The 23,034-nt window shown below is 67.0% G+C and carries 22 protein-coding genes and 1 tRNA gene; 16 read left to right on the plus strand and 7 right to left on the minus strand.

Going from position 1 to position 23,034, the window contains the following annotated elements; translation table 11 throughout:
* Positions 1–109: 109 nt before the first annotated feature.
* Positions 110–601, plus strand: a complete 492-nt coding sequence (locus RSO68_RS09815; RefSeq protein WP_089847053.1) for an RNA pyrophosphohydrolase — start codon at positions 110–112, stop codon at positions 599–601.
* Positions 602–666: 65 nt separating this feature from the next.
* Positions 667–2,928, plus strand: a complete 2,262-nt coding sequence (ptsP, locus tag RSO68_RS09820) for a phosphoenolpyruvate--protein phosphotransferase (RefSeq protein ID WP_315586554.1) — start codon at positions 667–669, stop codon at positions 2,926–2,928.
* Between the two features lie 58 nt (positions 2,929–2,986).
* On the opposite strand, the gene RSO68_RS09825 is transcribed toward ptsP, so the two are convergent.
* Positions 2,987–3,763 (minus strand): NRDE family protein, encoded by a 777-nt coding sequence (locus RSO68_RS09825; RefSeq protein ID WP_315586458.1) that lies wholly within the window; start codon positions 3,761–3,763, stop codon positions 2,987–2,989.
* A gap of 126 nt (positions 3,764–3,889) precedes the next feature.
* Here RSO68_RS09825 and RSO68_RS09830 point away from each other — a divergent pair, with 126 nt between their 5' ends.
* The 8 genes from RSO68_RS09830 (at position 3,890) to RSO68_RS09865 (ending at position 12,304) form a co-directional block, all read left to right on the plus strand.
* Positions 3,890–4,996, plus strand: a complete 1,107-nt coding sequence (locus RSO68_RS09830; protein WP_315586459.1) for a response regulator — start codon at positions 3,890–3,892, stop codon at positions 4,994–4,996.
* Entirely contained in the window at positions 4,993–5,787 is a 795-nt protein-coding gene (locus RSO68_RS09835; protein WP_315586460.1) for a sulfite exporter TauE/SafE family protein, read from the plus strand. The genes RSO68_RS09830 and RSO68_RS09835 overlap by 4 nt, the downstream gene beginning before the upstream one ends.
* 87 nt (positions 5,788–5,874) lie before the next feature.
* Complete coding sequence (gene lgt / locus RSO68_RS09840) at positions 5,875–6,663, plus strand: prolipoprotein diacylglyceryl transferase (RefSeq protein WP_315586461.1); 789 nt, start codon at positions 5,875–5,877, stop codon at positions 6,661–6,663.
* Between the two features lie 204 nt (positions 6,664–6,867).
* Positions 6,868–7,641, plus strand: coding sequence for a thymidylate synthase (locus tag RSO68_RS09845; RefSeq protein ID WP_315586555.1), 774 nt, complete (start codon positions 6,868–6,870; stop codon positions 7,639–7,641).
* Positions 7,642–7,655: 14 nt separating this feature from the next.
* Positions 7,656–8,174 carry a dihydrofolate reductase gene (locus RSO68_RS09850; RefSeq protein WP_390882401.1) on the plus strand — a complete coding sequence of 173 codons (519 nt, stop codon included), beginning with the start codon at positions 7,656–7,658 and terminating at the stop codon, positions 8,172–8,174.
* Between the two features lie 118 nt (positions 8,175–8,292).
* Positions 8,293–9,564: a ProQ/FINO family protein gene (locus RSO68_RS09855; protein WP_315586463.1), complete on the plus strand. Its 1,272-nt coding sequence runs from the start codon at positions 8,293–8,295 to the stop codon at positions 9,562–9,564.
* A gap of 400 nt (positions 9,565–9,964) precedes the next feature.
* Positions 9,965–11,170: a porin gene (locus tag RSO68_RS09860; RefSeq protein WP_315586464.1), complete on the plus strand. Its 1,206-nt coding sequence runs from the start codon at positions 9,965–9,967 to the stop codon at positions 11,168–11,170.
* A 105-nt stretch (positions 11,171–11,275) separates the two neighbouring features.
* Positions 11,276–12,304 carry a hypothetical protein gene (locus RSO68_RS09865; RefSeq protein WP_315586465.1) on the plus strand — a complete coding sequence of 343 codons (1,029 nt, stop codon included), beginning with the start codon at positions 11,276–11,278 and terminating at the stop codon, positions 12,302–12,304.
* A gap of 145 nt (positions 12,305–12,449) precedes the next feature.
* Here the strand turns inward: RSO68_RS09865 and RSO68_RS09870 are convergent, their stop codons facing one another.
* The 3 genes from RSO68_RS09870 to RSO68_RS09880 all read right to left on the minus strand — a co-directional run bounded on the left by RSO68_RS09870 (position 12,450) and on the right by RSO68_RS09880 (position 14,055).
* Positions 12,450–12,668: a hypothetical protein gene (locus RSO68_RS09870; RefSeq protein WP_315586466.1), complete on the minus strand. Its 219-nt coding sequence runs from the start codon at positions 12,666–12,668 to the stop codon at positions 12,450–12,452.
* 209 nt (positions 12,669–12,877) lie between these two features.
* Complete coding sequence (locus RSO68_RS09875; RefSeq protein WP_315586467.1) at positions 12,878–13,924, minus strand: hypothetical protein; 1,047 nt, start codon at positions 13,922–13,924, stop codon at positions 12,878–12,880.
* Positions 13,921–14,055 carry a hypothetical protein gene (locus tag RSO68_RS09880; RefSeq protein WP_315586468.1) on the minus strand — a complete coding sequence of 45 codons (135 nt, stop codon included), beginning with the start codon at positions 14,053–14,055 and terminating at the stop codon, positions 13,921–13,923. Before RSO68_RS09880 ends, RSO68_RS09875 begins: the two co-directional genes overlap by 4 nt.
* A gap of 499 nt (positions 14,056–14,554) precedes the next feature.
* On the opposite strand from RSO68_RS09880, the gene RSO68_RS09885 reads away from it, so the two are divergent.
* Positions 14,555–16,564 (plus strand): TonB-dependent receptor domain-containing protein, encoded by a 2,010-nt coding sequence (locus RSO68_RS09885; protein ID WP_315586469.1) that lies wholly within the window; start codon positions 14,555–14,557, stop codon positions 16,562–16,564.
* A 63-nt stretch (positions 16,565–16,627) separates the two neighbouring features.
* On the opposite strand, the gene RSO68_RS09890 is transcribed toward RSO68_RS09885, so the two are convergent.
* Positions 16,628–16,704: transfer RNA gene (locus tag RSO68_RS09890), tRNA-Arg, on the minus strand.
* A gap of 129 nt (positions 16,705–16,833) precedes the next feature.
* On the opposite strand from RSO68_RS09890, the gene RSO68_RS09895 reads away from it, so the two are divergent.
* Positions 16,834–17,643 carry a methyltransferase domain-containing protein gene (locus tag RSO68_RS09895; protein WP_315586470.1) on the plus strand — a complete coding sequence of 270 codons (810 nt, stop codon included), beginning with the start codon at positions 16,834–16,836 and terminating at the stop codon, positions 17,641–17,643.
* Positions 17,640–18,692, plus strand: a complete 1,053-nt coding sequence (locus RSO68_RS09900) for a methyltransferase (RefSeq protein ID WP_315586471.1) — start codon at positions 17,640–17,642, stop codon at positions 18,690–18,692. The genes RSO68_RS09895 and RSO68_RS09900 overlap by 4 nt, the downstream gene beginning before the upstream one ends.
* A 22-nt stretch (positions 18,693–18,714) precedes the next feature.
* On the opposite strand, the gene greB is transcribed toward RSO68_RS09900, so the two are convergent.
* Both greB and iscB read right to left on the minus strand, forming a co-directional pair.
* On the minus strand, positions 18,715–19,254 hold the full coding sequence (gene greB / locus RSO68_RS09905) for a transcription elongation factor GreB (RefSeq protein ID WP_315586472.1): 540 nt from the start codon (positions 19,252–19,254) through the stop codon (positions 18,715–18,717).
* A 70-nt stretch (positions 19,255–19,324) separates the two neighbouring features.
* A complete protein-coding gene (gene iscB, locus RSO68_RS09910; protein ID WP_315586473.1) occupies positions 19,325–20,692 on the minus strand; it encodes an RNA-guided endonuclease IscB in 1,368 nt (455 codons plus the stop codon).
* A 477-nt stretch (positions 20,693–21,169) separates the two neighbouring features.
* Here iscB and RSO68_RS09915 point away from each other — a divergent pair, with 477 nt between their 5' ends.
* From RSO68_RS09915 to RSO68_RS09925, 3 genes are all read left to right on the plus strand, one after another.
* The gene (locus RSO68_RS09915; RefSeq protein WP_315586474.1) at positions 21,170–21,829 is read left to right on the plus strand and encodes a TRAP transporter TatT component family protein; all 660 of its coding nucleotides are present in this window, start codon (positions 21,170–21,172) and stop codon (positions 21,827–21,829) included.
* Between the two features lie 80 nt (positions 21,830–21,909).
* Positions 21,910–22,560 carry an NUDIX domain-containing protein gene (locus tag RSO68_RS09920; protein WP_315586475.1) on the plus strand — a complete coding sequence of 217 codons (651 nt, stop codon included), beginning with the start codon at positions 21,910–21,912 and terminating at the stop codon, positions 22,558–22,560.
* A gap of 1 nt (position 22,561) precedes the next feature.
* Complete coding sequence (locus RSO68_RS09925) at positions 22,562–23,005, plus strand: DUF1249 domain-containing protein (RefSeq protein WP_315586476.1); 444 nt, start codon at positions 22,562–22,564, stop codon at positions 23,003–23,005.
* Positions 23,006–23,034: the final 29 nt, after the last annotated feature.

Below are 23,034 nucleotides of genomic sequence, written 5' to 3' on the forward strand. Positions count from 1 at the left end.
TTCGAGCGCCTGAGCCGGGCGGGTTGGCCGCTTGGCTAAGGCTTGTATTGATGCGCTTTGTGGCCTTGTGGAAGAATGGCCCCAATACTGAAACCATAAGGTGAAGTCCGTGATCGACGCTGACGGCTTTCGCCCCAACGTTGGCATCATCATCGCCAACGAGCTGGGGCAGCTGCTTTGGGCGCGTCGGGTAGGGCAAAACGCGTGGCAGTTTCCCCAGGGAGGCATCAAGGCTAACGAGACTCCGCAACAGGCACTTTTTCGTGAGCTCCACGAGGAGATCGGCCTCACCGCCGAGGACGTCGAGATCCTTGCCTGCACCCGGGGCTGGCTACGCTATCGCCTGCCGCGACGCATGGTGCGTACCCACTCGAGGCCGGTGTGCATCGGCCAGAAACAGAAGTGGTTCTTGCTTCGGATCCGCTGTCAGGAGAGCCGGATCTGCATGGACCTGTCCGGCAAACCGGAGTTCGATGGCTGGCGCTGGGTCAGCTACTGGTACCCCCTGGGGCAGGTGGTGCCCTTCAAGCGTGAGGTCTATCGCCGTGCCCTGCGCGAGCTGTCCCCTCGGGCACAGCGGCTGGCCCTCGGTCATGGATGAGCCGAGGGCCTGACGGCATTCCCTCAGCGAGGCGAGAGACAACCACAATGGAAAAGAAGACGCCAATGCTCGAGGTATTGCGACGCATCATTCAGGAGGTCAACGGGGCCCGCAACCTGGACGCGGCGCTGGCCACCATGGTGCGACGCATCCGCAAGGCAATGCGCACCGACGTGTGCTCCTTCTACCTGTTCGACCCGGCCATCGATCGCCTGGTGCTGATGGAGACCATCGGCCTGCGTGCCCAGGCGGTGGGGCGCGTGAGCCTGCAGGTGGGGGAGGGCCTGGTGGGCCTGGTGGCCAAACGCGAGGAGCCGCTCAACCTTGAAGACGCCCAGGCCCACCCGCAGTTCCTCTACTTCGAGGCCACCGGCGAGGAGCGCTATTCGAGCTTTCTCGGCGTGCCGATCATCCACCAGCGACGCATGCTCGGCGTGCTGGTGGTGCAGCAGTCAGAGAAGCGTCGCTTCGACGAGGAGGACGAGGCCTTCCTGGTCACCATGGCCGCCCAGCTGGCCGGCGTGCTGGCCCATGCCCTGGCGACCGGCGGGCTCAATCGGCCGAGCATCCCGGGGGGCGAGGCCCGCTTCACCGGCGTGGCGGCCTCGCCGGGCATGGCCATCGGCGAGGCGGTCGTCATCGCCGCGCCGGCCGACCTCAACAGCGTGCCGGACCTGATCCCCACCGACGTCGAGTATGAGATCGCGCGCCTCAAGGAAGCCATCGGCCGGGTGCGTAACGAGATCCGCGCCGCCGGCGAGCGCCTGGCGAGCCGTATCTCCGCCCAGGAGCTTGCGCTGTTCGACGTCTACCAGCAGATGCTCGGTGAGGCGGCGCTTTCGCAGGAAGTGGAGAAGCGTATCCGCGAGGGGCAGTGGGCGCCGGGCGCGCTGGCCGACGTGGTGCGGCGCCACGTCCAGTACCTGGAGCGGGTGGATGATAACTATCTCCGTGAGCGGGCGGCGGATGTCCGCGACCTGGGTCGACGCGTGCTGGCCCACCTGCAGGAGGAGACGCCCCAGACGCCGGAGGTTTACCCCGAGAGCACCATCCTGGTGGGCGACGAGATCAGCGTGGCGATGCTCGGTGAGGTGCCCCGGGACAAGCTCGCCGGGCTGGTCTCGGTGCGCGGCTCCAGCACCTCCCACGTGGCCATCGTTGCGCGTGCCATGGGCATTCCCACGGTGTCCGGCATGGTCGATCTGCCGCTGCCGCGCCTCGGCGGCAACCGGGTGGTGCTGGATGGCCACCGCGGGCGCCTCTTTGTGCGTCCCTCGCCGGAGCTCGAGAGCCACTATCAGAGCCTGATCGAGGAGGAGCGGGCGCTGATGGCGGTGCTGGAGCACGAGCAGGACCTGCCCAGCCGCACCCCGGATGGCCACGACATGCCGCTGATGGTCAATACCGGCCTGGCGGTGGATACCGTGGCGTCGCTCAAGTCGCGGATCGGCGGCGTCGGGCTCTATCGCACCGAAGTGCCCTTCATGATCACCGAGCGCTTTCCCGGCGAGCAGGAACAGACGCGCCTCTATCGCGATCAGCTCGAGAGCTTCGCGCCGTTGCCGGTGGTGATGCGCACCCTCGATATCGGCGGCGACAAGGATCTGCCCTACTTCCCCATCGAGGAGGCCAACCCCTTCCTCGGCTGGCGCGGCATCCGGGTCACCCTCGACCATCCCGAGGTGCTGATGGTGCAGCTGCGCGCCATGCTGCGCGCCTCCCAGGGGCTCGACAACCTGCAGGTGCTGCTGCCCATGGTCACCAACGTCGACGAGGTCGACGACGTGCTGCGCCTGCTCGATCGCGCCATCGTCGAGCTCGGCGAGGAGGGCGTGGCGGTGAATCGGCCCAGGGTGGGCGTGATGCTGGAGGTGCCGGCGACCCTCTACCAGCTGGATGCCCTGGCCAGCCGCGTCGACTTCTTCTCGGTGGGCAGCAACGACCTGACCCAGTACCTGCTGGCCGTGGATCGTAACAATCCGCGCGTCGCCGATCTGTACGACTCCTGCCATCCCGCCGTGCTGGCGGCCATGGCGCGACTGGGCGATGAGACGCGACGCCTGGCCATGCCGACATCGGTGTGCGGCGAGATGGCCGGCGACCCCGCCGGGGCGCTGATACTGATGGGCATGGGCTTCAATGCCCTGTCGATGAACGCACCCAGCCTGCCCCGGGTGAGGGCGGCGATTCGTCGGGTGAGTCTCGCGAGTGCGCGGGAGCTGGTCGAGGAGACCTTGCGTCTCGATTCCCCCCTCGCCGTTCGCCGGCACCTGGAGGCGCGGCTGGGCGAATGGCAGCTGGCGCACCTGCTGCCTCCCAAGGACTGAGTCCACGCTCTCGGCAGAGCCTGGGGAGCGCGGCTGACAGCGCGATGGTGAGACGTTCCTACGGGAGGTCCAGCGTCAGCCGCTCCACGTTCTCGCCCAGCCGGACTCCCACCGGTCCGAAGCGTCGTTCACCGATCTCGATGACACCGTCGTCGTGCCAGCTCAGCCAGGTGGTGGCCCGCGTGCCGTAGTCACGGCCGACGATGAAGCACGACGACAGCTGCCGCTCGCGCTCGAGCCCCACGCCGGTCTCCGGCAGCGCCTCGTCATCGGCGGGCCGATCATCGCTGAGCACGGCCAGGGCATCCTCGGGGAAGCGGCCGTGGCGCAGGCCGTGGCCGAGCCCCTGACGGGCGGCGATCAGCTTGGGCCAGGGCGTATCCAGGCTGGCGTTGGAGAGGCCGTGCAGGCCGGGTGGCACGCGCCTGAGGCAGAGAGCGTAGAGTCCGCGGTGCAGGTGCCACAGCGCCTCCCCGTCGCCCACCAGCAGGTTGAAGCCGGCATAGGCGCGAGCCCCGCCGCCCGCCAGCCGATCGAGCCAGGCCGTCAGGTCGTCGCGCTCCAGGGCCTCGCGTATCAGCTCGCCGCGGCTCGGCGAGCCCGGCGGCACCGTGAGGCGAGGATCGCGGACGTTGGTCACGGCGGCGAAGCGCCCGCGGCGGTGAACGGCCAGCCAGCTGCCGCCGGCCTCCAGGTCGCGGCCCCCGACGATCGCGGGGGCCTCCTCCCAAGCGCCAAGCGGCGCCGTCGGGCGGGCATGGAACTCGTCGCGGTTGGCGATCAGGCGCAATGGGAAGGCGCCGCCGGGTCGATGGTCAAAGGCAATCAGGCACATCGAGCCAGCTTAGCCGCCCGCCGGCCCGGGGGGAAGGTGGCGTCATGACAGTTCGGGCCCGGCCGCGTACACTCTTTCGCTCATCGTGCGTGCACAACAGGGACGAGAATGCAGGACGATATCCGCTTGGACCGCTTATGGTCGCGTCTGGTGTGGCCGATCTTCTGGCCGTTGCTGCTGGTCCAGGTCGCCCTGGTGGTGCTCTGCCTGCTGGTCGGTCTCCTGCTGTGGTGGATGATGCCGACCCATGCCTCCTGGAATACCGCCTTCTGGCTGCCGGTGGCGCTGTTGCTGGGCAGCTGTCTCAACGTGGCGGTCTTCCTGACGCTGCTTCGCCAGCGTATGCGCGGTATCCAGCGCGAGGTGGATGAGGCCCTGGCCGGCGTCGAGACCTACCTGGCGCGCCACCATCGGCCCCAGCGGCAGGACCAGCCGCTCTCTCAGCGCCTCTGGGCCCTGTCGAGCGCCTGCGAGGACCTGGTGGAGGGCTGGCGCGACGACCTCGGCCAGAGCCACGCCACCGAACGGCGCCTGGTCGATGACCTCGCGGCCTTCAAGGACCAGGTCGAGCGCCTGGAGGCCGGCCGCGTCCGCGCCCGGGAAGAGTCGCGCCTCAAGTCCGGCTATCTCGGCCACCTGCGCCAGTCGCTGAGCCCCCTGATGACCTCGCTCACCGAAGTGCTGGAGAGCGAGACCCTGCGCCAGCGCGGCGGCGAGCATGACCGTGGCGCGCTGCTGGCGCTGCGCGAGCGGCTCGCCGATGCCATGCTGCTGCTCGAGAACCTCGATGCGTCTGCCGACACGCCCGCGCCGCCCGCGCCCCCCGGGGCCGCCGCTGGCGGGCGGGTGCTGATCGTCGATGATGGCCCGGTGAACCTCACCCTGGCCCGCCAGGTGCTGGAGCGTCAGGGGCTCGAGGTCGCCACGGCCACCAGCGGCGAGCAGGCGATGGAGCGACTCGAGGAAGACGCCTTCGATCTGGTGCTGATGGATATCTTCATGCCCGGCATGGACGGGGTGGAGGCCAGCCGGTGCTGGCGCGAGCGCGAGGCCGAGATGGTCTCCCGCCGGCGCAGCGTGCTGGTGGCGTTGACCGCCAACGCCAGCGACGAGGATCGTCGCCGTTTCAAGGAGGCCGGCATGGACGACTTCCTCGCCAAGCCCTACCGCCCCCAGGCGCTGGTCGACATGGTGCGCCAGTGGCTGGTACTGCCGGAACCCGACCCCTCATGAGCCTCCTCGCGACCCTTCTGGCCTACCTGGCGCTGGGCGCCGCGGCCGGCACCCTGGCCGGCCTCTACGGCGTGGGCGGCGGCTTGATCATCGTGCCGGCCCTGATCGTGGCCTTCGAGCTGCAGGGCGTGGCCCCCGAGGTGGCGATGCATCTGGCGGTGGGCACCTCGCTTGCCACCATCGTGGTGACCGGAGCCTCCTCGACCTGGGGACATTACCGTCGCGGCAGCATCCGTCGCGACTGGTTCCTGGCGCTGCTGCCGGGACTGGTGCTGGGTGCCATCGCCGGGGTCTTCGTCGCCGGCAGCCTCTCCGGCGGGCGTCTGGGCACCCTGTTCGGCGTCTTCGTGCTGCTCGTCGCCGTGAAGATGGCGCTGGGACGCGGCCCGGCGGCCGGCCAGGCTCAGCCGAGTCGAACCGCCATGAGCCTGGCCGGCGCGGTGATCGGCGGCGTCTCGGCGCTTTTCGGCATCGGCGGGGGCACCCTCAGCGTGCCCTGGCTGTCACGCTGCGGCGCCACCATGACCCAGGCCGCGGGCACCTCGTCGGCCTGCGGCCTGCCCATCGCGCTGTTCGGCGCGGCCACCTTCGTGGTGGTCGGGTGGGGCAACCCGCTCTTGCCCTCGGGGGCCGTTGGCTTCGTCATGCTGCCCGCGCTGTTTGGCATCGTGCTGGCCAGCGTGCCCTTCGCGCGCCTAGGGGTGTGGCTGGCCCACCGGCTGCCGGCTCGGCTGCTGCGCCTCTCCTTCGCCGCCCTGCTGGCGGTGGTGGGGCTCAAGTTTCTGCTCTGATCGTTTCACGTCGCTGTTTTCAAGCCACGGTTCTCAAGCCATCGCTTTCAACCCGTCGCTTCCAAGCCATCGTTTCAAGGACATCCCATGTTGCGCTATCCCGACATCGACCCCGTGGCCATCGCCCTCGGCCCCTTCCAGGTCCACTGGTACGGCCTGATGTACGTGGTCGGCTTCGTGGCCGCCTGGTTCCTCGGGCGTCGCCGGGCAGAGCGCATCGGCCTGACCCGGGATGACGTCGGCGACCTGCTGTTCTACGCAGCCATCGGCGTGGTGGTGGGCGGTCGCCTGGGCTATGCGTTCTTCTACGGTATGGGGCAGTGGCTTTCGGACCCGCTGTGGATCTTCCGCGTCTGGGACGGCGGAATGAGCTTCCACGGCGGCCTGATCGGCGTGCTGCTCGCCGCGCTCTGGTTCGCCCGCAAGAAGCGCCTGGCCTTCTTCACCCTGACCGATTTCGTGGCCCCCCTGGTGCCCATCGGCCTGGGCGCCGGGCGCATCGGCAACTTCATCAACCACGAGCTGCCCGGGCGCCTCACCGATCTGCCCTGGGGCATGCCCTTTCCCGGCATGGGGCCCGAACCGCGCCACCCCTCGTCGCTCTACGAGGCGCTGCTCGAGGGAGCGGTGCTGTTCGCGGTGCTGTGGTGGGTCTCGGCCGTGCCGCGTCGCCGCGGGCTGGTTTCCGGGCTCTTCCTGCTGCTCTACGGCGTGTTCCGCTTCCTGGTGGAGTTCGTGCGCCTGCCCGACCCGCACCTCGGCTTCATCGCCCTGGGCTGGGTGACCATGGGCATGCTGCTGACCCTGCCGATGATCGCCGCCGGCCTCGCGCTGATCGCCTGGTCGCGCCGCCAGCCGGTGGATGCGAAAGTATGAGTGGCAAGGAGCAAGGAAAAAGGAGCAAGGAGTAGGTCGGGTCATCAACGGGCTGTTTACAGATGATATCCTGGCGGGTTGGCCGTGAACGCCTTCAGCGAGTGCCGCCTGGTGTGTAGAATCCCCAGATCCTATACACCCCAGCTAGGCAACGCCGTGACCGATCAGACGCTTCCCGCCCTCGAACAGCCCTACCTCGACCTGATGCGTCAGGTGCTCGATCACGGCACTGAGCGTGACGATCGCACCGGCGTTGGCACTCGCTCGGTGTTCGGCCATCAGATGCGCTTCGATCTCTCGCGGGGTTTCCCGCTGGTCACCACCAAGAAGCTGCACCTGCGCTCGATCATCCACGAGCTGCTGTGGTTCCTGGCCGGCGATACCAACATTGCCTATCTCAGGGAGAACGGGGTGCGCATCTGGGACGAGTGGGCCGACGAGAACGGCGACCTGGGCCCGGTCTACGGCTACCAGTGGCGCAGCTGGCCCGACCCGCGCGGCGGCCACGTCGACCAGATCGAGACGCTGCTCGAGCAGATCCGCACCAACCCTCGCTCGCGTCGGCTGATCGTCTCGGCCTGGAACCCGGCGCTGGTCGACGAGATGGCGCTGCCGCCGTGCCACTGCCTCTTCCAGTTCTACGTGGCCGACGGGCGACTCTCCTGCCAGCTCTACCAGCGCAGCGCCGATATCTTCCTCGGCGTGCCGTTCAATATCGCCAGCTACGCGCTGCTGACGCAGATGATCGCCCAGGTCGCGGGCCTCGAGCCGGGCGACTTCGTGCATACCCTGGGCGATGCGCACCTCTACCTGAACCACCTCGAGCAGGCCGAGCAGCAGCTTTCGCGCACGCCGCGCGCGGCGCCGCGCCTGATGCTCGACCCCTCGGTGGACGATCTCTTCGCGTTTCGCTTCGAGCACATCGCCATCGAGGGCTACGACCCCCATCCGCATATCAAGGCCCAGGTGGCCGTATGAGCGAGGCCAGCGCCATGACCGACGAGACCCTGATCCCCATCGCGATGATCGCCGCCATGTCTCGCAACCGCGTGATCGGCGTGGACAACCAGCTGCCCTGGTACCTGCCGGAGGATCTGAAGTTCTTCAAGCGGATGACCCAGGCCAAGCCGCTGGTGATGGGGCGCAAGACCTACCAGTCCATCGGCCGGCCGCTGCCGGGCCGCCTCAATATCGTGGTCACCCGCGATCCCGACTTCCACGCCGAGGGCGTGCGAGTCTGCCACGATATCGCCGCCGCGCTGCGGCTTGCCGACCAGCAGGCCACCATCGACGGCGTCGAGGAGATCATGGTGATGGGCGGCGCCGAGATCTACGCCCAGGCGCTGCCCTTCGCCAGCCGGCTCTACCTCACCGAGGTGGAGGTCGAGGTCGAGGGCGATGCCCGCTTCCCCGCGCTCGACATGGGCGAGTGGGAAGAGGTGCAGCGCGTGCCCGGCACGCCCACCGAGGGTCAGCCGGACTATCATTTCGTGCAGTACCATCGCTGTTGAGAGCCGCGACGTCGATGACGTCGCCCGTCGGCGACATTTGTCACGACGCCATGCCTGGCACAGACTGGGCAGCGAGGGCCATCGCCGGTTAGGTTTACACAGCCAGGTTTACACAGCCATGGCCGGTGATGGCTGGACGATTCAGCGGCAAGGCGCACTGGAGGGACAGGACGTGATCGAGGAAGGCTCAACCCGCCTGCTGGAACGGCTGGAACAGCGTGCCGCGGCACTGCTGTCGCTGCTGCGAGAGTCCCGCGTGCAGCAGGATGCCCTGCAGTCGCGACTCGCCGAGCTGGAACGCCGTCGTGTCGAACTGGAAGCGAGCCATGCCGAGCGGGCCGCCGAAGCCCGCGAGGAGCAGGCTGCCCACCAGGCCCTGGCGCAGCGCTGCCACGAGCTCGAGGCGCGCATCAAGGACCTCGATGCCACTCGCCTGGAACTCGTCGAGGAGAACCGCGAGCTCGATGAGCAGAATCGCGAGCTCGAGTCGCACAATCGTCGCCTGCTGGCGCAGACGCATTCGCCCGCCGAGGCCGAGGCGGGCACGGTGCTCTTCCATCGCCAGGCGCGGCGGGCCCAGGGGCTCTCCGCGCTGATCGGCGAACGGCCGCGTCGCCAGCCGGCGGATGATGCCGTCGCCGAGTCGTCTGCTCGAGACATCGCCTCTGAGCCCCCCGCCGGGACGACCGGTGGCACTGGTGGTAACACGGGTGGCAGCGCCGCCCCTGCCGACGACGAGCACGAGGCGCCAGCGCCGGCCAGGGTGGGCGAGCCGAGTGAATCGAGCGAGCCGAGCGAAGCGAATGCGCCTCACGCCGATGAGGCGCCGTCTCCCCAGGCGCTGCTGGATCAGTGGTATCGACGCTACTCGTCTACCTTCTTCAAGGGCCATACCCGGCCGCTCAAGATCGGCATCCACGAGGAGCTGACCGCACGCGAGCCCTGGCCCGAGAAGCTCGTGCGCCGGGCGCTGGCCTGCTACGTCAATCTGCCGCGCTACCTCAAGTCGGTGCGCGAAGGCGCCTGGCGCCTCGATCTGGCCGGCGAGCCGGCAGGGCAGGTGGATACCGCCGCCGCCGAACATGCCCACAAGAAGCTCGAGCGGCTGCAGGCCGACCGTCGAGAGCGGGGGCGCACGGGCGCCGCCCGCGGCAATTCGCGGGGGGGCGCCAAGCGCCAAGGCGATGCCGGCGGACAGGCCCGGCACGGCAGCGCCCGAGCCGATGATGCCCCGCCCGGGGGAAAGGGGAATAAGACAAACGCCGGCGATTCTCGCCCCGCCCAGTCATCCTCCTCGGCCACCAGACCAGCCGCCACCCCCTCGGCGGCCGACCCCGCCAGCCTCGACGAGAAGCTCTCCGCGCTGCTGGCCAAGCACAACCAGCGTTGATCTCCCCTTGACTTGTCTTCGTCATATTCGCAGGGCATGATGGAGCCGCTCATCGCGCCAGGCGTTCGATTCGGCGGCCGTCACGCCGGCTCGAGCATCGGGCTCGCCGGGACGGCGCCCGATTCGCCAGGGCAGGAGGACAGGTCGGAGAACGGTGTTCGCAGGGAAGGAAAACAGTGTTTTTTTCTTGTTGCGTTCCCCGAATCCCCGGTATAGAGTTCCTCTTGCGAGCATTGGAATATAACTAAGGCTTCGCCGAGGTCTGGCTCGCTACCTGCCACTCCCGGAGGGAATGTCAGGCACGAGAACCGGCACCAAGACCGGCCAAGCCCGCTGACCCGCTCACCAAGAACGGGCAGCCACGATCGAAACAGCAAGCTAGTCAATAAGGAATATCGCAATGAAAAAGACACTGTTAGCGACTGCTATCGCCGGTGCTCTGGCCGCTTCCGGCGCCCAGGCCGCGACCGTCTACAACCAGGACGGCACCAAGCTCGACCTGTACGGCAACCTGCAGCTTGCCTACGCCAACACCAACGATGCCAGCGGCGAGAGCACCGACGAGCTCGCCGATAACGGTTCCACCCTGGGTGTCGCCGGCGAGCACGTGATCTATGACGGCCTGACTGGCTACTTCAAGTATGAGTTCGAAGGCGACGCCGACGAGATCAAGGGCGCCGGCGGTCTGGACACCGGCGACCAGGCCTACTTCGGCCTGAAGGGCAACTTCGGTGATGCCCGCATCGGCTCCTGGGATCCGCTGATCGACGACTGGATTCAGGATCCGATCACCAACAACGAATACTTCGACGTTACCGACTCCAACAGCGGCATCCTCAACGTCGGCACCGCCGACCGCGAAGGCGACAAGCTGCAGTTCATGTCGCCGTCCTTCAGCGGCTTCCAGTTCGCCGTGGGTACCCAGTTCAAGGGTGATGCGGAAGAGAACACCTTCACCGGCACCCTGGACGGCGTGGACAGCTTCTTTGCCGAAGACGAGCAGTTTGGCGATGACACGAAGCACACCGTCGAGGCCGATTCCAACGCCTCCTTCTTCGGTGGCGTGAAGTACACCGCCGGCGCCTTCTCCATCGCCGCGGCCTACGACGACCTGGGCAACTACGACGGCACGATTACCAACATTTCTGGTACCACTGTCGATGCCAATGGCGATGAAGTTAACGGTAACCTCGACGAAGACGTCAGTGCAGATTTCGACGCGGGTGACCAGTACGGCATCACCGTCCAGTACACGATCGACACTCTGCGTCTTTCCGCGAAGATCGAGCGCTTCGAGTCCGATAACGACCTGACAGTAGACACCAACTACTACGCGCTGGGCGCTCGCTACGGCTACGGCATGGGCGACATCTACGGCGCCTACCAGTATGTCGACCAGAACGCCGACACCTTCAGCGGTATCGCCGCCGATGCCATCGACTTTGATGAAGATGTCGAGCTCGGCGACGACAACTACAACGAATTCATGATCGGTGCCACTTACAACGTTTCCGACGCCATGTACACCTTCGTCGAAGCGGCCTGGTACGATCGTGAAAACGATGCTGGCGACGGCGTCGCCGTGGGTGCCGTCTACCTGTTCTAATCCCTCCACGCAGGGTAACCCTGCCCGTAGGGTGGAACATCGAAAGCCGATCCTCCGGGGTCGGCTTTTTTCATTCAGGACGTATCAGGACATAGGCGAGGGTTCATGAAACAGCCGATCATCACCGTAAGCCTGCTGGCCCTGGGGCTGGGTCTCGCCAGCGCTCCGGCGTTTGCCAGCGAGATGGAGGAGCGCTTCCGCGAGCAGGGCAAGCAGCTCGACCTGACCGGCTTCCTGCAGGCCGATAACGACGCCCGCAGTCGCAGCTTTCTCTATGGCAGCCCTCACGAGCACGACTTCACCGTCAAGAAGGAGGGCGAGTACCTGTTCGAGAGCGAGGTGCCGGGCGGCGAATCCGAGGATTATCGGGTGGCCGCGGCGCTGTTGGACGACCAGGGCCAGGTGATCGCCCGGGGCGAGGCGCTGGGGCAGAACGGCGGGCTCGCCATGCGCCAGCGCCTGGCGCCGGGTGACTATGTGCTGCGCGTCGAGGGTCGCAAGTTCGGCACCCGCAGCACGACGGGCAACAGCTTCTATATCACCGTCGCCGGCCTGGATGATCAAGGGCGCCCCCTCGAGGAGGGCGTCAGCGATGGTAGTGGGCTGATATTCAGCGGTAGCGCCCGCGAGGGCAATCGTAGCGTCTTCGTGCGCGGCCGCGACGATGTGGCCACGATCGCCGCGCCGACGACCGAGGCGAGTGGCGGTAAAGCGGCAACCGGTGAGGCCTCCGCCAGCGCGGCGGCGAGTGCCGCCACCCAGGCCGAGGCGCAGGCGCCATCAGCCGAGGAAGCGCCTTCCCAGGCCGTGAGCGGTGTGAAGACCATTGTCACCGACGTCAAGATTCGCGCCCGCGGCGAGGTGCTGACCTTCGACATGGCCGAGCGCGGCACCGTGGCCATCACCACCTCGACCTATCCCAGCGGCTACGAGGATACCTACCGCATCGAGCTGGAGGTGCTGGACGCCAACGGTCGGGTCGTGGCCGAGGGCGCCGGCGAGGGCTTCGATGGCGACGTGGACATGGAAACGGAGCTCTCTCCGGGGCGCTTCCGTATCCGCGTGCAGGGCCAGAAGTTCGGCTCGGCGATGTCCGGCGTCAACAACTACGAGCTCAAGGTGCAGAAGCGGTAACGCGGGTAAGCGTGTCGCGGTTGTCGTGTTGACGGCCGCTTCAAGGAAGTGAAGAGGCCCCTAGCGTGAAGGCGCTGGGGGCCACTTTGTTGGGCGATCGATTATCAGGCATCGAGGGCACGACGGTCTTCGAGAATCTCGGCCGTCAAGAATTCTGGTCGTCCATCATCATCTGGATCATCTCCTCGAGCGCCTCGACCTTTTCCTCGAGCGCCTCGACCTCGCCCTGTTCCTCGGACGTCTGGATGTACTGTTCGTTGATCTTGTCCATGTGCTCTTCGATGGCCGCGGAATCCATGGCCTGCGCGGCACCGCCCAGCAGCAGCAGGGTCAGGAAGCCGGCCGTCAGCGTCTTGATGTTCATGGGGCACCTCTCGTGTGACGAAATGGTCAGGACCTGTGGCCAGGTCCTGTTCATTTGGTGTCTCCCTGCTCGCGTTCCTTACAGCGGGCAATGGACCCTCCTGCACTATGGCACCGGATCCATCAACCGGCCATGTTCCGCGGCCTGCAGGTGAAGCCACCGCTTATCGAGAGGTCACGAAGCCTGGCCGGCCAGAGCCCGTGCCGGCCTCAGAAGCGGTACTTCACCATGCCCTGCAGGCGCAGGGCGTCGCCGTCGCGGCCATCGACCACCTCGCGGCTGTGGTAACCGGCCTCCAGGCCGTAGCTGACGCGCTCGATGGGCGACCAGATGTAGTTCAGGTGCAGCGCCTCGAACTGCTCGTTGGCGCTCTCCACGTTGACGATGCCGGACTCGCGGGCATCGTCCAGATCGGCCTTGGAGATGCCATAGCCCAGGTTGACGGTGCCCGGCCCGGTCTTGAGGCTCATGCCGACGTTGGCGCCCCAGGCCGTGAGGGTGTCGATGTCACCCTCTGACAGGTAGCCCGGCGCCGAGGGGTTGTTCTGCAGGTACTCGCCGATGCCGTCGCCGTAGGTCAGGGCGCCGCGCAGGGTCAGGCGCTCGCTGGCCCGATAGCGAGCCGCCAGGTTCAGGCCCCAGCCGGTGGCGCTGTCGTCGACATAGGATCCACCTTGCTCGCCCTCGACCTCCAGCTGACGCAGCATCGCAGAGGCCGAGTAGTCGAGGCCCGCCGCCCGTCTCTGGTAGCGCAGCGTCAGGTCGGGCAGGCCGGTCTTGGCATCCTCGGCTACTTGATAGATGCCGCCTCCGGCCTTGAACGCCTCGGCAACGCCGTCCCGATAATCCTCGGGGTCGGGGTTTTCCAGGGCGAGGTGCCACTGGCCCCAGGAGTAGCGCAGCTGTGCCTTGCGGCCGATCTTGCTCTGGCCTGGCTGAGGGGCGAGATCGATGGTCGGCGTCTTGCCCAGCCGGCTGCCGAAGTTGGTCCAGGTCTTGCCCGCCAGCACCCCGTTCCAGCTGCCGTAGGCGTGGCGCAGTCGCAGATCGCCACCCTCCGGCGCGTTATCGAACCAGTCGACTTCCACGCGGGTGACGAGCTGGCTATCGCCGGCGGGCGTGGCCGTCTTGAAGCCCAGGCGCGACTGATAGGCGTGCATCGTGGTGTGCCCATCGCTGCCGTCGGGCTGGCCATCGATGCGGATGCGCGGGCGAGCCGCCAGGTCGCCCAGTTCGTTGTCCACGTCGTAGATCATGTCCAGCCGTAGAGGCTGACGTCGGTGTCGCCGATCTCGATATCCACGGCGTGGGCGGTGCCGGCGATCGCCAGGCCGAGAGCGCCGGCCGCCAGGCAAGAGGCGCGCTTCAGGGTGACATGCGGTGTCATCGGGTCGTTTCCTTGTGCAGTTTCGCCGCCGAAGCGGGGGAGGTTCGGCGACGCCCGTGGCTCCCCTGATGATCCCGGTGCCGCCGATGGTTGACATGCTAACCATCCCTAGACGGGCTTCCCATATAAGCAAGTGTTTAAAACTTGATTTGCCTCAATGAACGGTAAAAACCACGTTTTTTTATCAAAAAGACGATAAGATGAGTCGTTTTAAAGGATTAACGTCATATTATGGTCTTGCGATGAATCAATCGCGGGTCGGGTTTTTGGCGCCAATCGAAGCCCGGCTGTCAACGAGAAGCACAGTGTGACGAGTCTGTTAAACCGAGACGTCGGGGCGTGATGGCGTCTGGCAGAGATGGTTATCCCGCCGCTGATGGCCTCGTGCCGATGCCCTCGGGATCTCTGCAACGATGCGGCAACCTGACTCATTCCGGGTCATTCCGAGGCAGATTATTATTCTTATACCTTATAAAATTATTCAAAAGAGTACGGGATAATGATCACGCCAATGTGTCGTCGCCTGCCGCTGGTGGCCTGCATCGCCGCCTGGAGCGGCGTTGCCCAGGCCGAGACCGATACCCTCGCCACCATGATCATCGAAGGACACGCCGGCGTTCCCGGCGAGTCATCGATCACACCCCGCCAGTCGCCGGCGCCGGCAGCCGATGCCGGCGAGTGGCTGAGGCGAATCAACGGCGTTGAGGCGATCCGCATGGGCGGTCACGGTCTCGATCCGGTGATTCGTGGCCAGCAGGGCAATGCGCTGAACATCCTGGTGGATGGCGGCTATGTCTTCGGCGCCTGTCCCAACCGCATGGATCCGCCCACCGCCTATGCGCCACTGCAGAGCTTCGATCGGGTGACGGTGAGCAAGGGGGTGACCACGCTTCAACATGGTGCCGGTGGCAGCGGTGGCACCGTACTCTTCGAGCGGCTGCCGCCGGCGTTTTCGGGGCGTAACGTCCAGCTGCGGGGCAGCGTGGGGGCGAGCTTCGACGACAACGGTGAGCGTGCCGGTCTCTACGCCAACCTGGTGGCTGGAAACGAGAATGGCTACTGGCGGCTTAACGGCGAGCGGCAACAGGCCAACGATTACGAAGACGGCGACGGCCGGCGCATCCACAGCGGTTACGAGACCACCAGCGGCGGCGTCACTCTGGGGTTCACACCCACGGACGACACCGAGGTGGCGTTCGGTTACGAGGGCGTGCGCGAGCGCGACGTCGCGTTTTCCGGCGCCGGCATGGATTCTCCAAAGAGCGACAACGACACCCTGCGAGCCCGCCTCGATCACGCCTTCTCCGATACCCTGCGGGTGGAGAACCGCCTGCAGTTCACGACCATCGATCACGTGATGGACAACTATTCGCTGCGCGACGCGCCGATGATGAAGATGCGCTCGCCCACCGAGTCCGACACCCTCACCTGGAAGAGCATGGTGGTGCAGCAGCAGGCCAACAGCGACCTGCGATTCGGGCTCAATGTGCTGCAGAATACCCGCGACGCGCGGATCATCAACGATTCGAAGGACGTGGTGGCGTTCCTCTCCTGGCCGGACGTGACTACCCGCCAGTCGGGGGTTTTCGCCGAGCTGGATCACTACCTGGGCGAGCGCACCACCCTGAGCGGCGGCCTGCGGCTGGACTATTCCGAGGCCAGCGCCGATGCCGCCCACCAGGCCAGCGAGACGGGCGTGGTGGCGGCCGATCTCTACCGGCGCGAGTACGGGGTGGCGGGCGACCTGGACCACGAGGCCTGGCTGGTGGGCGGCTTCCTACGCGGCGAGCAGCGCCTGAATGACACCGACACCCTCTATGCCAGCTTGAGCCGCGCCGAGCGCGACGCCGACGCCACCGAGCGCTACTTCGCCAAGGGCGACTGGGTGGGCAATCCCGGCCTCGACCCCGAGGTGCATCACCAGCTCGACGTGGGCTTCGAGCGTCGTCTGGCACACGCCGGGATTGAGCTGACGGCCTTCGCCGACCGCGTCGACGACTATATCTACCGCGCCGAAACGACTGGCGGGGTGAGCACCTATCGCAATATCGACGCGACGCTCTATGGCGTTGAGCTCTCCGGTGATCTGCGCTGGGCTCGGCACTGGGAGACGCGCGGACAGCTGAGCTGGGTGCGTGGCGACAACCTGGATGATGGTGGCGCCCTGTCCGATATCGCGCCGCTGCGCGGGCGGCTCTCGCAGTTTCATGTGCGCGAAGACTGGGAGGCCGGCCTTACCGCCCGTTTCTCCGATGCCCAGGACCGCCTGGGGCCAGGCGAGGTCGCCACGGCGGGCTATGTGGTGCTGGATGCCGAAGCGGCCTGGCATGGGCGGGCCATGACCCTGCGCGCGGGCGTCAGTAACCTGCTCGACAAGACCTACAGTGACTTTCTCAATCGTAACCGCAGCGCCAGCGATCCTTTCCTGGCCGAGGATCCAGACAGTCAGGATCTGCCGCTGAACGAACCCGGACGCAGCCTCTGGGTGGGCGTCGATTATCGTTTCTGATGGATCAGCGTAGGGCGCGTGTCGAAAAGACGGGAAGGTGAGGCTGGGGGAGGGGTGATAGTTTGGCGCCCCCATCAGGATTCGAACCTGAGACCTTCCCCTTAGGAGGGGGACGCTCTATCCAGCTGAGCTATGGGGGCGCGACGCAGCGCATTATAAGCGCCTGAACGGCCGAGATAAACCCGCGCCACTCCCGGGCAGTGTCCCGGGCCATGAGTCCGGCGCGATTCCCGGGTAGAATGCGCCCATCTTCGTTTCCGGTGGCCGGCATGACCGAACCCGTCTCTCCTCTCTCGCCGGCTGGCGATCGCCATTTCGACGGCCTGGCCGACAAGTTCGCCGCGAGCCTTTACGGCGGCGCCCGCGGCGAGCTGCGCCTGGCGCTGCTCGACCGCCTGCTGCCCGAGATGCTCGACCTTCGGCAACAGCCGCTGCTCGATGTCGGCGGCGGCCTCGGCCAGCTGGCCGGCTGGTTCGCCGGGCGCGGTCACCCGGTGACCCTGGCTGAGCCCTCCGCCGAGATGCTCGCAAGGGCCAGGGAACACTTGGCCGGAAACAACGTCACCTTCCATCAGGCTCCGCTGCAGGCCCTGCCCGGAAAGGCCCCCGGGCCCTGGTCGCTGATCGCCTGCCATGCGGTGCTGGAATGGCTGGCCGACCCGCGCGGTGCCCTGGCTACCCTGGCGAGCCTGCTCGCCCCGGGAGGTCAGCTCTCGCTGATGGTGTTCAATCGCGACGCGCTCAGGCTCTCCAACGTCGTCAAGGGCAACCTGGAGAAGGCCCTTGAGGACCGTCTGGAGGGCAAGGGGCTTCGCAAGCGGCTGACGCCGATCTCGCCGCTGACCCACGGGCAGATTGAGGCCTGGAGCGCCGAGAACGATCTCGTGATTCGCGAGGTGGCGGGCATCCGAGTGTTTTCCGACTACCTGCGACACCCGCCGGAGAGCGAGGCCGATCGCGAGCGCCTGCTGGCGCTCGAGCATCGCTACTGCCGGGCCGATCCCCACTGGCGGCTCGGCCGCTACCTGCTCTACACGCTGGAGCGCCCGATCCATCCCGCACAGGAGGCCACCCCATGAGTGCTGAGACCCCCGTCTGCCAGCTGCTGGAGCGACAGGCGTTTGATTACCGCGGCTGGCTCTGGGTGGCGCCGCCACGTGACGCCTGGCTGGAGGCGGGGCAGGGCAGCCTGCTCTCCGCCGACCAGGCGGTGCGCACGGCCTGGCAGGCCCGGGGACTCTCGACGCTGTCGCCCTTTGAGGCTGGCGAAGCGGCGCCTCCTGGAGTGGTGCTGTTCTGGCCCAAGAGTCACGCCCTGGGCGAATGGTGGCTGCTGTGGCTCTGCGCCCACCTGCCGCCGGGCACGCCACTGCAGCTGGTCGGTGAGAATCAGGGCGGCATCAAGCGCGTGCTCAAGGTGCTGGCGGCGCTGGGGCTTGGCTGTCGCAAGGTGGACAGTGCCCGGCGCTGCGGCCTCTACGCGACTCGCCTGGATCGGGTGGGGATCGACCCCGACGATGCCTGGATGAGCTTCGAGGCCGAGGGCCTGCAACTGGTCAGCCATCCCGGGGTGTTTGGCCACGGCAAGCTCGACGACGGCACCCGGCTGCTGCTGGGCGAGCTGCCCGCGGCGCTGGGTGGGCCGCTGGGGGAGGGCGCCGACGAGGCGGAAATTCTGGATGTCGGCTGCGGCGACGGCATCCTCGCCGCCTGGCTGGCGCGACGCGGCGCGCGGGTCACCGCGACGGACGTCAACGCCTTCGCAGTGGAGGCGACGCGGCGCACGCTCGAGGCCAACGGCCTGATTGGTGAGGCGCTGGAAAGCGACGTCTACTCGGCGCTAGACGCCCGGCGCTACGGCGCCCGACGCGACGGCGCCCGACGCTTCGACGTCATCATCAGCAACCCGCCCTTCCACCAGGAGCGGGCCATCGACTATGGCCCGGCGGGGCGGCTGATTCGCGAGGCGCCAGAGCATCTCCATCCCGGCGGCCAGCTGCTGCTGGTGGCCAACGCCTTCCTGCCCTATCCGGACCTGTTGACCCGCACCTTCGGCGGCTTCGAGATCCTGGCCGACGATCGGCGCTTCCGGGTCTATCGGGCGATCAAGGACGGATCGAGGGGCTGATCAGGGCTTGATCAGGGCTTGATCAGGTCTGGGGGTCGCGATAGGCGATGTCGGTGATCAGGTAGGTGGTCTCGCCGCCCGGTGCGGCCACCGTGGCCTCGTCGTCGAGCCCCTTGCCCAGCAGCGCCTTCGCCAGGGGAGCGTCCACGCTGATCCAGTGCTTTGTCGTGTCGGTCTCGTCGTGGCCGACGATGCGGATGGCGAGCTCCTCGCCTTCCTCGTCCTCCAGGGTGACGAAGGCGCCGAAGAAGACGCGCTCGGTATCCGCCGGTAGGCGATCGACCACCGTGAGCTCATCGAGGCGCTTGGTCAGGTAGCGGATGCGCGCGATGACTCGGTTGAGCTCCTTCTTGTTGTAGGTGTAGTCGGCGTTCTCGCTGCGATCGCCCAGCGCCGCCGCCTCGCCGACCTTGGTGGAGAGGGCGGGGCGCTTGACCCGCGAGAGGTGGTCGAGGATGCCGCGCAGCCGCTCGGCGCCCTCGGCGGTGATCAGGTTGCTCTTGGGTTCCTGGCGCGGGTCCTTGGCGGGATCGCGCCAGCGCGTCATGTTGCGGCCCTTCATCAAATTTTGCGCGGGATACCCGGTACTTTCAGTGCCGGGAGGGATAGCGCGTCGCCCGCAGGGCGACCTGTTACGCCACCGCCTGCCCCGCTCCTCCCTTTGGTTGAATGGATGAGGTGAGGTGGTAGCCGTAGCCATCACCGCGTTGGATCAGCAAGCAGTGCTTGTGCGAGATGCCTTGCACCGCTCCCTGCTCGGTCTGAATGTTGAAGCTGCCTGTTTTCCGAACAGCGACACGGCCCGTATGGATGCCGGCCTTCTTGCCGGTGGGCACGATGGCTTTCACCATGTCGCCGGTCTGAAAGCCGCGCACCTGCTTCTGTTGCATCAGGTGGCCGCGCGGGAAGCCGTGCTTATTGAGCCGTGTGCGCTGGTAGCTGCCGCGCCCGGTCGCCTTGATGACCAGCGTGGGGCGGCTCTCCCCATGCAGCCGGCCGAATGGACCGACGCAGGCGGCATCGAGGGCATGGGTCTTGGGAATGCCGAGGCGCTGGCGGTTGTACTTGGTGCGCCCGCCGCTACCTGCTGTCATCGGCAGGCCGGTGGCCTTGAGGGCACCGAACAGCACCCAACGGGTCGCGTTGACGGCGCTGGCATCCCGCAGCGGGCGCTTGAGCTCACGTTGCACGCGCTCCAGTCGAGCATCCACCGACAGGCTGTTGGCCTTGAGTCGCTTCTTGAGCCCCTTGTCGGTGGTGAAGAAGGCGTCCAGCGTGCCTTTGCCTTTGCCCTGGTTGCAGACGTGGCAGGCCAGCGTCAGGTTGCTGACGCGGTTCGAGCCACTGTGAGCGCGAGGCACCACATGCTCGACCTCCAGTGGGGTGTCGGTATCACCACAGTAGGCGCACTCGCGCCCCCACTTTTCCAGTAGGTATTCGCGCACCTCGTACCCGAGCAGCGAGCCTTGCTGGTACTCGACACCGCTGATCTCCGGGTTCTCCAGCTTCTGCGTATCGAAGCGCACCAACTCCTGACTGATGGCAGTGATCGGCGCATGTCGAGTCAGCCGGTTCACCCAAGCCGTGACGGTATCGACACGGTGCTGAAGGCTGGGGGCCAGCCAGCCCTTGGGTCGGGTGCGGTTGTTGAAGCGTGGCGCCCGGTAGCGCAGGTTCTTGCTGCGGCGACGGCGACGAAAGGCTCGTCGCTGCTCCAGCGCCTTGCGAATCTGAAAGCCACGATGGACAAGATCGAACAGGCACAGCACATGACGATCCTCGGCATCCTCGCGCGCCAGCGCCATCCCGGTGGTCTTGCTGCCGGGGTCGATGCCGAGTCGCAGCGGCTGGGTGTCGCCACCCACACGATCCTTGAGCCGGATCGTGAACGGGTAGCGCTTATGCACCACCGCTCGACCCCGCGCCAGCAGCAACCGGGCGCGTTTCTCGCTGCACGGCATCAAGGGCCGCTTCTGTTTATCCAATACGAAAACCGCCATGCGATTTTCTCCCTATCAATGCCCTTACGGGCCTGGTGTCGCGGGCCTGTCGGCCCGTCTCCCCTCGGAAATGTCGATAACCGGCTCCTGCGTTTCCACAGCGATCAGAACCTTCGGCGTTTTGCCTTGCGCCAGCATGATCCTGACCCTCCAGAGCCCGCGGCTGAGGAAGCACGGCGGGGTGGGTCTTGGCGACCTGTTACCAACGTAGCGGGTTGGCTACCGCTCTCCCTGGTCAACCGGGCTTGCTTTCACAAGCCTCCGGCTTCAGCCGGAGGTAGTTGACCGCTTCCCTCCTTCGGCTGTCGGGCCCGTCTATCACGAGTCCATCCGTCGAGTCCGTCTGTCTAGGGAAGCAAGATACGCCATCGCCGCGGGGCTCGCCACGGGACCGGTCGCCCGCCTGGTAGTTCATTCGAACGTTCGTTACATTGCGGGTGGCACGTTCACAACAACAACCCCACCGGGAGTTTTGCCATGCATCGTAGTTCACTGTCCGCCATCGTTCTCGCTACCCTACTCGGCCCGGGGCTGCTCGCCGCCTCGCTCGCACAGGCCCAGGCCGAGCCCCAGGCCTGGGACCAAGAGGTGGGTGAGTTGCGCCATCGCTGGGAACGGATCACCACCGAGATGCCCGAGGATCGCCGCGAGTCCGCGCTCGAGTCGCTGTCCAAGGAGAGCAGTGCCCTTGCCGAGGCCTATCCCCGGCAGGGCCCGGTGCTGGTCTGGCGGGGCATCGTCCTGGCCTCCCATGCGCGGGCGGCCGGCGGGCTCGCCGCCCTGGGCTCGGCCAAGCAGGCGCGCGAGGTGCTGGAGCGCGCCGTCGAGCTCGACCCCGAAGGGCACAACGGCTCCGCCTGGGTGACCCTGGGAGCGCTCTACGATCGGGCGCCCGGCTGGCCGGTGGCCTTCGGCGATGAGCAGACCGCCGAGCGGATGTTCCGGCGGGCCCTGTCGATCCGCCCCGAGGGGATCGACGTTCACTACTACTACGCCGCCTTCCTCGAGGAGGAGGGTCGCCGCGACGAGGCCCGTGAGCACGCTCGCCGCGCCATCGACGGCACGGCCCGCGCGACTCGCCCGCTTTCCGACGAGGCGCTGCGCGACGACGCCAGGGCACTGCTCGCTCGCCTCTGAGGGCGCGCGGCGCGGCAGGGTGGTTGGCATTCTCGTCCGCGGTCCCGATAATGGGATCTTTGTGCGATCGGGAGACCGGCATGAGCGACACGCGCCCGCCCGCGGACGATCACGACCTCACCCGCGAGCCGCCCTTCACGGCGGCCGACGTGGAACTGGAGGAGCGGCGCTGCCTGCACGAGGGGTTCTTCCGCCTGGAGGCGCTGCACCTGCGCCATCGCCTCTTCGAGGGCGGCTGGAGCGGTCGCATGGTGCGCGAGGTGCACCATCGCCATGATGCTGTTGGCGTGCTGCTCTACGACGTGGAGCGTGACGCCGTGGTGCTGGTCGAGCAGTTCCGCGCCGGGGCCCTCGATGATCCCGCCTCCCCCTGGAAGCTCGAGGTGGTCGCCGGGCTGGTCGAGCGCGGCGAGAGCGCCGCCGAGGTGGCCCGCCGCGAGGCCATGGAGGAGGCCGGCTGCGCAGTGGGCGAGCTGATCGAACTGCATGCCTACTATCCCAGCCCAGGCGCCTGCGACGAGCGCGTCACCCTGTTCTGCGGCCTGGTCGACAGCCATGGCCTCGGTGGCGTGCACGGGCTGGACGAGGAGCACGAGGATATCCGCGTGCATGTGCTACCGTTCCTTCGTGCCTGGGAACTCCTGCAGGCTGGACGACTCGACAATGCCATGTGCCTGATCGCCTTCCACTGGCTGGCCGGCGAGCGCGCATCGTTGCGAGCAAGGAGGTAGCGTGCCGAGAAACGCCTATGTGACCGACCTGAAGACCCTGCAGGGCGAATGCGCGGCCAACTTCATCCGCTTGAGCCGGCTGCTGGGCGATCTGGAGGCCGGCGAGACCCGTGAGGTGGCGCTGGTCAATCGGGGGCGCTGCCTGGGCGCGCTGTGTCTCGAGCTTCAGGAGCGCGCGCCTTACACCAGCATCGTGCGGGTCTCTCAGCGCGGGGCGCTCGATAGCGTGATCGAGTCGCCGCGCATGCGCGTGCATCTCTACCACGACGTGCGCATGGCCGAGGTCACCGACTTCCAGCGTCAGCGCCACTTCCACGGCCGCTATCGCTACCCCAATGCGCGCATGCATCAGCCCGACGAGAAGCTGCAGCTCAACCGCTTCCTCGGCGAATGGCTGGAGCACGGACTGGCTCACGGCCACTCCGACCTGCCGCAGCTGCCCTGACGACGTCATCGCCGGCCGTCAGCCGGCGC

The organism is Halomonas saccharevitans (assembly GCF_032333995.1).
Taxonomy (GTDB): domain Bacteria; phylum Pseudomonadota; class Gammaproteobacteria; order Pseudomonadales; family Halomonadaceae; genus Halomonas; species Halomonas saccharevitans.

Excerpts from the sequence above, each read along its gene's own strand:
- ptsP (WP_315586554.1), top strand. The coding sequence starts at position 667 with ATGCTCGAGGTATTGCGACGCATCATTCAGGAGGTCAACGGGGCCCGC.
- lgt (WP_315586461.1), top strand. The coding sequence starts at position 5,875 with ATGTTGCGCTATCCCGACATCGACCCCGTGGCCATCGCCCTCGGCCCC.
- RSO68_RS09860 (WP_315586464.1), top strand. The coding sequence starts at position 9,965 with ATGAAAAAGACACTGTTAGCGACTGCTATCGCCGGTGCTCTGGCCGCT.
- RSO68_RS09825 (WP_315586458.1), bottom strand. The coding sequence starts at position 3,763 with ATGTGCCTGATTGCCTTTGACCATCGACCCGGCGGCGCCTTCCCATTG.
- RSO68_RS09855 (WP_315586463.1), top strand. The coding sequence starts at position 8,293 with ATGGCCGGTGATGGCTGGACGATTCAGCGGCAAGGCGCACTGGAGGGA.
- RSO68_RS09845 (WP_315586555.1), top strand. The coding sequence starts at position 6,868 with ATGCGTCAGGTGCTCGATCACGGCACTGAGCGTGACGATCGCACCGGC.
- greB (WP_315586472.1), bottom strand. The coding sequence starts at position 19,254 with ATGAAGGGCCGCAACATGACGCGCTGGCGCGATCCCGCCAAGGACCCG.
- RSO68_RS09895 (WP_315586470.1), top strand. The coding sequence starts at position 16,834 with ATGACCGAACCCGTCTCTCCTCTCTCGCCGGCTGGCGATCGCCATTTC.
- RSO68_RS09835 (WP_315586460.1), top strand. The coding sequence starts at position 4,993 with ATGAGCCTCCTCGCGACCCTTCTGGCCTACCTGGCGCTGGGCGCCGCG.
- RSO68_RS09920 (WP_315586475.1), top strand. The coding sequence starts at position 21,910 with ATGAGCGACACGCGCCCGCCCGCGGACGATCACGACCTCACCCGCGAG.
- RSO68_RS09900 (WP_315586471.1), top strand. The coding sequence starts at position 17,640 with ATGAGTGCTGAGACCCCCGTCTGCCAGCTGCTGGAGCGACAGGCGTTT.
- RSO68_RS09880 (WP_315586468.1), bottom strand. The coding sequence starts at position 14,055 with ATGACACCGCATGTCACCCTGAAGCGCGCCTCTTGCCTGGCGGCCGGC.
- RSO68_RS09850 (WP_390882401.1), top strand. The coding sequence starts at position 7,656 with ATGACCGACGAGACCCTGATCCCCATCGCGATGATCGCCGCCATGTCT.
- RSO68_RS09870 (WP_315586466.1), bottom strand. The coding sequence starts at position 12,668 with ATGAACATCAAGACGCTGACGGCCGGCTTCCTGACCCTGCTGCTGCTG.
- RSO68_RS09885 (WP_315586469.1), top strand. The coding sequence starts at position 14,555 with ATGATCACGCCAATGTGTCGTCGCCTGCCGCTGGTGGCCTGCATCGCC.
- RSO68_RS09865 (WP_315586465.1), top strand. The coding sequence starts at position 11,276 with ATGAAACAGCCGATCATCACCGTAAGCCTGCTGGCCCTGGGGCTGGGT.
- iscB (WP_315586473.1), bottom strand. The coding sequence starts at position 20,692 with ATGGCGGTTTTCGTATTGGATAAACAGAAGCGGCCCTTGATGCCGTGC.
- RSO68_RS09915 (WP_315586474.1), top strand. The coding sequence starts at position 21,170 with ATGCATCGTAGTTCACTGTCCGCCATCGTTCTCGCTACCCTACTCGGC.
- RSO68_RS09875 (WP_315586467.1), bottom strand. The coding sequence starts at position 13,924 with ATGATCTACGACGTGGACAACGAACTGGGCGACCTGGCGGCTCGCCCG.